The following is a 6,994-nucleotide window of genomic DNA, read 5'->3' as shown; positions in this document are numbered from 1 at the left end:
AGTCAATGAGGCCATGATCACCGGCGAATCTCGGCCGGTGAATAAGGAGCCTGGCGCCAAAGTCATCGCTGGCACCCTCAACGGTGATGGCAGCCTGCGTGTCCGTGTTACGGCTACCGGTGATCAGACCGCCTTGGCAGGCATCATGCGACTGGTTGAGCAAGCCCAACAGTCCAAGTCTCACACCCAGGTGCTTGCTGACCGGGCTGCCGGCTGGCTGTTTTACATCGCCCTGACCGTAGCAGCTCTGACTGCCGCTGGGTGGAGCGTCGCCGTTGGCTTCAATGTTGAAGTCCTGAAGCGTGTTGTTACCGTTCTGGTCATCGCCTGCCCGCATGCCCTCGGCCTAGCTGTGCCTCTGGTGGTCGCCATCACCACGGCCCTGGGGGCAAAGAATGGTATCCTGGTCCGCGACCGGCTAGCGTTAGAGGCTGCGCGCGAAATTGATGTGGTGGTCTTTGACAAGACCGGCACACTGACCGAAGGCAAGTTTGGGGTAGCGGGCGTGGCGGTGGCCGAGGGCTGGGATGAGGGTGATGCCCTGGCCCTGGCGGCCGCTATAGAAGGCGACTCAGAGCATCTCATTGCCCAGGCCATCCGGCGAGCGGCGCACGATCGCGGCCTAACACCGCCTGCGGTAAGCGAGTTCATCGCTTTGAAAGGGCGAGGAGTGCAGGCGTCTCTCGATGGCAAGCAGGTCTATGTGGGCGGCCCGCGCTTGTTGGAGATGCTGGGCGTGCGCCCGTCTGCGGACCTGGACGGCTTGGCGCGGGTAGCGGGGGAGAAGGCCCAATCGGTAGTCTACCTGGTGGCGGATAAGCAGGTGGTCGCCACCTTTGCCGTGGCGGATGTGGTGCGCCCAGAAAGCAAGGAAGCCGTCCGTCGCCTGCATGCGATGGGGATTGAGGTGGCCATGCTGACCGGTGATAGCCGTGAGGTGGCGCAGGCGGTGGCCGCCGACCTGGGCATTGACCACATTTTCGCCGAAGTACTGCCGGAGGATAAAGTTCAGAAAGTAGATGAGCTGCAGGCACAAGGCAAGCACGTGGCTGTCGTTGGTGATGGCGTTAACGATGCCCCTGCCCTAACGAAAGCCGATGTGGGTATCGCCATAGGCGGTGGTACAGATGTCGCCATTGAGTCGGCCGGGTTGATTCTGGTCAAGAGCAACCCACTGGATGTGGTCAAAGTTATCGCTCTTAGCCGCGCCAGTTACCGCAAGATGGTCCAAAACCTGTGGTGGGCTGCAGGCTACAACGTTATCGCGTTACCGCTGGCGGCGGGCGCCCTGGCCCCCTGGGGCGTCCTACTATCCCCCGCAATCGGAGCACTTTTCATGTCGCTCAGTACAGTCATTGTCGCTATCAACGCCCAACTGCTGCGTGGCGAGCGCCTCTCGGCGGCGCTATCTGCTGGTTGATTGCTACTTTGAGGTAGACGGTCAGCACCCCAATGGGGAATTACTGAGCCAGGATATGCCCCGGTGGCAGATGAGTGATGCCGACTTGGCCGATTTGTTCGCGCTCCTTCAGTCATTACCGTGACCGCCAAATGATCCAAAAACCTTCTTGCCCTTTAATAGACACAAGTTGCCGAACACTGCCTCAAAAGGACTCATGGCAAATTCAATACACGGGCAAAATAGATATAAGTTTGGATGTAGTCCGTAGGGCGGCTTTCCATAGCCGCCGGAGGCCATGGGCGCCCCCATGCATCCCCTCCCCATTCGCGTGCATTCGCGTGCATTCGCGGTTGCGGACGCAGGAGGCAGGTATGGAAACCTGCCCTCCACTCGGCGCTCCGCGTGCACCTGATGCGCGCCGTTGGGCGCAGCGCCGGCGAAATGTGCAGCACAACGCATAATGGTGTATAATAAACAGGCAGCGGGGAGCCTGCTCTAAAGCGAAAAGGCACTGGCTATGTCGGAGACGTCGTCCATCACCGAATATCGCCTTACTGACCATGCTCGTCTGGAGATGGAGCGTCGGCAGGTCAGCGAGGCCGAGGTGGTGCGAGTCCTGTCTGCACCGGAGCAGACGGTGGAAGTGCGACCTGGAAGAGTGGTTTGCCAGTCCCGCGTAAAGCACGGAACGCCAGTGCGGGTCTATCTGTTGCGGGTGTTTGTGGATGTTGACCGGCAACCGGCAGAGGTGGTTACGGTCTATCGGACCAGCCGGATTGAGAAGTACTGGAGAAAAGCAACATGAAAGTGATCTATGATGGCGCGACAGACACCCTGACGGTCATCTTTCTTGACACGGCTGTAGCAGAGAGCGATGAGGACAAGCCGGGGGTAATACTGGACTATGATGAGGCGGGCAACCTGGTATCGCTGGAGATTCTAGATGCCTCGCGGCGGGTGGGGTTGCCGACACAGATTGAGTATAAAATGATACCGGTGGGCGCATCGCCGTAGTCAGGCCGCGCCCAGCAAGAATGGGCGCCCCCATGCATCCCCTCCCCATTCGCGTGCATTCGCGGTTGCGGACGCAGGAGGCAGGTATGGAAACCTGCCCTACGCTCGCGACGGGTTGGTGGCACAACGCCCAAACCCGTAGGGCGGCTTTCCATAGCCGCCGGAGGCCATGGGCGCCCCCATGCGTCCCCCCATTCGCGGTGATTCGCGTGCATTCGCGGTTACGCCCCCTACTCCCGAAACTGCGGCAGGTACGCGGCATGGGTGCGCAGGAGTTCGTCCAGCACCCGCCGCGCCGTCTCCATGTCGGGAACGACCGGATCCAGCGCCAGGGCCTGAAGCGCGGCCTGGCGGTCCCCCCTCACCGCCGCCTGCACCGCCAGTTCCTGGATGGCAACCTGGCGCGCGCACAGTTCGGCGATGCCGTCCGGAAGCGGCCCCACCTGAAGCGGCAGAATCCGGTCGCGGGAGACGTGGGCCGGCACTTCCACGACGGCGTCGGAGGGCAGGTTGGCGATGGCCCCGCCGTTGACGACGTTCACGGCTTCCTCAAACCCGCCGCTTCCCGTCCACAGCCCCGCGATGACCTGCTGAGCGCGCTCAACCGATGGGCCGGCGAGCCAGCGGCGGGTGGCGTCGGCATCGCCGTGCGCGATGGCTTCCACGTCCGCGTGCACCTGCGCCATCCTGCGATGATACCAGCCCCAGTCGTACCCGTCCGTGCCGACACGCCGCCACGCGTCGCCAATGTATTCGCCCGCGTGCTGATCCCCGACGGCGGGGAACAGCCCGAAGATGTCGTACAGTTCGCGCGAGAGCGGCTCAAACCCCGGCGGCATTCGCCGAAGGCGCTCGCGGAACGCGGGGTAGAGGTCGTCGCCTGTCCGACGGTCGGTCATGGACAGAATCCAGGTGAAGTGATTCAGGCCGGCGGCCAGCAGTTGGAAGTCTGACGGGTTCATGCCCAGCACTTCGGCCACGATGCGGTAGCCCTCGTGAATCTGGTGGCACAGCCCCACGAATCGGAGCCTCGTATGGCGCGCCAGGGCCAGGCACAGGCGGGACATGGGGTTGGTGAAGTTGATGACCCACGCCCGCGGAGCCAGGGCCTCCACGTCGCGGGCGATGTCCAGCAGCAGGGGGACGTTCCGCAGGGTGTGGGAAAGCCCGCCCGGCCCGCCGTTCTCGCCCAGGACGTGGCGCACGCCCAGCCGCAGGGGAATCTCAAAATCCAGTTTCCACGTCCGCTCGCGGTCCACCGCCACGGATACCACCACGAAGTCCGCGCCGGGGAGCGCCTGCCGCCTGTCGGTGGTGGCCGAGATGCGACAGTCGCGCCCCAGAGCCGCGTTCAGCCGTTCGGCGAACCGCACCACCGGCCCCAGCCCCTCTTCGGCGATGTCCACAAGGGTGATCTCGCTTCCGGCAAGGGCGGGCGAGAGCAGCAGGTCGCGGATGGTGGTGGTGCCGAAAATCACACTGGCCGCGCCGATGAGCACGATTTTGGGACTCCTCATATTCTCTCCTGACCGCTAGGCTGGCGGGCCAACCGGCCGCGCCATCCCGATTTTGCCACCGAACGCCCCCTTTCGCAACAAGCGGGTCTGTGCTATCATGGGGTGCGGACAGAGCAGTTCAGGACGCGCTTCCAGGAGGATATTGTAATGACGACCGGCTACGTCTACGACCCGATCTTCCTTGAGCACGACTTGCGCGGGCACCCCGAGTGTCGCGACAGGCTCTGGCTCGTGATGCAGTTTCTCCGAGACCAGCGGATTACGGAGCAGATGATTCCCATCCCCGCGAGCGCGGCGTCGCGGCGCTACTTGGAGATGAACCATGCGCCGTCGTACATTGACCTTGTGGCCGAGATGTCCGCATCGGGCGGGGGATACCTGGACCCCGACACCTACGTCGTGGCGCGGACCTATGAGGCCGCGTGTTTCGCCGCCGGTGGAGTGCACGCGGCAACCGCGGCGGTGCTGCGCGGGGATGTGGACAACGCCATCTGCCTGGTGCGGCCGCCGGGGCACCATGCGCTGCGCAATCGGGGCATGGGGTTCTGCATCTTCAACAACATTGCGGTCGCGGCCTATGCGGTTCGGGCGGACGGGTTGGCGCGCCGCATCCTCATCGTGGATTTTGACGTCCACCACGGCAACGGGACCCAGGCCAGTTTCTACCGGGACCCGGACGTGCTGTTTTTCTCCACGCACCAGTATCCGTACTACCCGGGCACCGGCAGCATCCACGAGATCGGCGACGGGCCGGGCCGGGGCTACACCGTCAACGTTCCCCTGCCTCCCGGCGCTGGCGACGGCGCGATGCGGGCCATCTTTGAGCAAATCCTGTGGCCGGCCGCTCGGCGCTTCGCCCCCGACATCATCCTCGTGTCGGCGGGGTACGACGCCCATTGGAGCGACCCGTTGGCCTCGCTGGCGCTTTCTCTGCGGGGGTACGCCTGGGTCGGTCGGGAATTGGCGCGGATGGCGAAGAAACTGTGCGGCGGGCGGCTCGTGTTCACGCTGGAGGGCGGGTATCACCCGGAGGTGCTGCCCCGCGCCATCTACAACACCTGCCGCGCCCTGCTGGGGCTTCCGGAGGAGGGCGACCTGGATCCCCTGGGGCCATCGCCGCGCCCGGAACCCTTGCTCGCGGCGTTGATCCGCGCGGTGCGCGGGGCGCACGGGCTGTAGGCAGCGCCGCCCGATGCGCCGACGGTTGCGGTTCTACTCACGCTCGCTTTTTCATAAGAACGCACGATGCGGTAACACAGCGCCAGGAGGCCCATCGGGAGGTCGCACATTCGGTTGGCGCTGCTCTCTCGGCGGCCATCGTAGGGCAAATTGCCAATTTGCCCTACGTCTAGCGGCCCCCTGTTCTGACGGGCCGAACTGAAGATGCGAGTGTTCTATTGGAGTAGCGAGATTCAATATTGTGCTGGCGAGCAAAGCGCGACGTGCTTTCGCGAGTGCGTCGCGCCTGTACCCATGCCGCGACCAACAGGGTTTGGAACCGAGTCCGCCGACGGTTGCGGTTGACTTTTCGCCCAAAGGGCCGCATAATAGGGCGGGCAGCGAGAATCATGTGGAGGTAGCGCGATGCCAGAGGTAACGCTTCAATCCTATGGCGAGGAGATGCGGCGCCTGGTGGCCGAAGGCCAGTACGATCAAGCCATCGCCATGGGCCGCCACCTGTTGCGCTTGTATCCCAAACACCTCCAGACTTACCGCATCCTGGGTGAAGCCTGTTTGGAGAAAGGCAAGTACGAAGAAGCGCATGGACTGTTCGCCCGCGCCCTGGCCTGCGACCCGGAAGATTTGTTCTCGCGGGTGGGTATTGCCGTGGCCCACGAGAAGCAAGGCAACCTGAACCTGGCCATCTGGCACCTGGAGCGGGCGTATGAACTGTCGCCGGGGAATGCCGAACTTCGCAAGGAGTTGCAGCGCCTCCAGGCGCAGCGTGGGGAAGGCGCGCGCGCCCGTTTGAAACTGACCTCGGCGGCGGTGGCGCGGCTGTACGCACGCAGCGGCCTGTGGCGCCAGGCCATCCAGGAGTTCCGCACCCTTCTGGAGCAGAACCCCGACCTGGTGGACATCAAGGTGGCCCTGGCGGAAGCCCTCTGGCGTTCCGACCAACGCAAGGAGGCCGTCAAAGTCTGCGAGGAGATTCTGGCCCAGTACCCCCACTGCTTGAAGGCCAACCTCATCCTGGGGGAAATCGGCCTGCGCGGCGAACGGGAGAGCGAAGGCCGCGCCCTGCTCCAACTGGCGCAGGACATAGACCCCGAGAACAACGTGGCGCAGAAACTGTTTGGCGATCGCTCTCCGCTGCCTGCGCGGGTGGTCAAAATCCCGTCGCCGGAGGAGATGCCGGCGCCCGCGCCGGAGAGCGAGGTCCTCATCACGGAAGAAGAGATTCCGCCCGAGGCCCTGCCCGATTGGCTGCGAGAATCACCGCTGGAGCCTTTGCGCGAGAGCGAGCCGCCGGCGCCGGCAGAGGAAGCGGTTACGGCGGCCGAGGCGGCCCCCGAAGCGCCCGCGCCATCGCCCGAGGAAGTTGAAACCGAGGAGGGCATCCCCGACTGGCTCCGACGCATCCGCGAGCGACAGAAGGAGGAGGAGACGCAAGCGGCGGGGCCGGTCGGCGAAGTGCAGGAGGAAGTCCCTGAGTGGATGGCGGACCTGGGCCAGGAAGAGGCCGTGAGCGAAGCCCCGCCCACCGAAGAGTTGGAGGAGTTGCCGCTGGGCGAGGAGGAGGCGCAGGCGGCGGTCTCCGAGGAAGGAATTCCTGATTGGCTGAAGCAGTTAGAGGCCGAGGCGGGAATCGCAGAGGGCGCGCCCGCCGCTGAAGCCGCACCGCCGGAGCCGCTCCCCGAGTGGCTGGTGGGGGAGCCTGAGGCTGCGCCGCCGGAAGTCTCCGAGCCGACCGAGATAGACCTGGAGGCGCTGCTGGCCGAGGCGGGTTTGGCCCAAACCCCCGCCGCAGAGGAAGTCGCCGAGGCCGCGCCCGAAGCGCCCGCCCCCGCCGCAGAGGAAGTCGCCGAGGCCGCGCCCGAAGCGCCCGCCCCCGCCGCTG

Annotated in this window: 6 protein-coding genes; 5 read left to right on the top strand and 1 reads right to left on the bottom strand. The window is 64.7% G+C overall.

The window, feature by feature from the left end:
* From H5T65_13360 to H5T65_13350, 3 genes are all read left to right on the top strand, one after another.
* Positions 1-1,420 (top strand): heavy metal translocating P-type ATPase (locus H5T65_13360; GenBank protein MBC7260217.1); only part of this gene is annotated, 1,420 nt, incomplete at its 5' end.
* Between the two features lie 499 nt (positions 1,421-1,919).
* Positions 1,920-2,207 (top strand): DUF4258 domain-containing protein, encoded by a 288-nt coding sequence (locus tag H5T65_13355; protein MBC7260216.1) that lies wholly within the window; start codon positions 1,920-1,922, stop codon positions 2,205-2,207.
* On the top strand, positions 2,204-2,416 hold the full coding sequence (locus H5T65_13350; protein MBC7260215.1) for a DUF2283 domain-containing protein: 213 nt from the start codon (positions 2,204-2,206) through the stop codon (positions 2,414-2,416). Before H5T65_13355 ends, H5T65_13350 begins: the two co-directional genes overlap by 4 nt.
* A gap of 230 nt (positions 2,417-2,646) precedes the next feature.
* Here H5T65_13350 and H5T65_13345 read toward each other — a convergent pair whose 3' ends face one another.
* On the bottom strand, positions 2,647-3,933 hold the full coding sequence (locus H5T65_13345; GenBank protein ID MBC7260214.1) for an alpha-glucosidase/alpha-galactosidase: 1,287 nt from the start codon (positions 3,931-3,933) through the stop codon (positions 2,647-2,649).
* A 147-nt stretch (positions 3,934-4,080) separates the two neighbouring features.
* On the opposite strand from H5T65_13345, the gene H5T65_13340 reads away from it, so the two are divergent.
* Both H5T65_13340 and H5T65_13335 read left to right on the top strand, forming a co-directional pair.
* Entirely contained in the window at positions 4,081-5,112 is a 1,032-nt protein-coding gene (locus tag H5T65_13340; protein ID MBC7260213.1) for a histone deacetylase, read from the top strand.
* Positions 5,113-5,517: 405 nt separating this feature from the next.
* On the top strand, positions 5,518-6,994 hold a 1,477-nt coding region (locus H5T65_13335; GenBank protein ID MBC7260212.1), incomplete at its 3' end, for a tetratricopeptide repeat protein.

Source organism: Chloroflexota bacterium (genome assembly GCA_014360805.1).
GTDB lineage: Bacteria > Chloroflexota > Anaerolineae > DTLA01 > DTLA01 > DTLA01.
The sequence above is the reverse complement of the archived record's forward strand: the minus strand, read 5'-3'. Positions and strand labels throughout refer to the sequence as shown.

Bases quoted from the DNA above. Each gene is read 5' to 3' on its own strand.
- H5T65_13340 (MBC7260213.1), top strand. From the start codon at position 4,081: ATGACGACCGGCTACGTCTACGACCCGATCTTCCTTGAGCACGACTTG.
- H5T65_13355 (MBC7260216.1), top strand. From the start codon at position 1,920: ATGTCGGAGACGTCGTCCATCACCGAATATCGCCTTACTGACCATGCT.
- H5T65_13345 (MBC7260214.1), bottom strand. From the start codon at position 3,933: ATGAGGAGTCCCAAAATCGTGCTCATCGGCGCGGCCAGTGTGATTTTC.
- H5T65_13350 (MBC7260215.1), top strand. From the start codon at position 2,204: ATGAAAGTGATCTATGATGGCGCGACAGACACCCTGACGGTCATCTTT.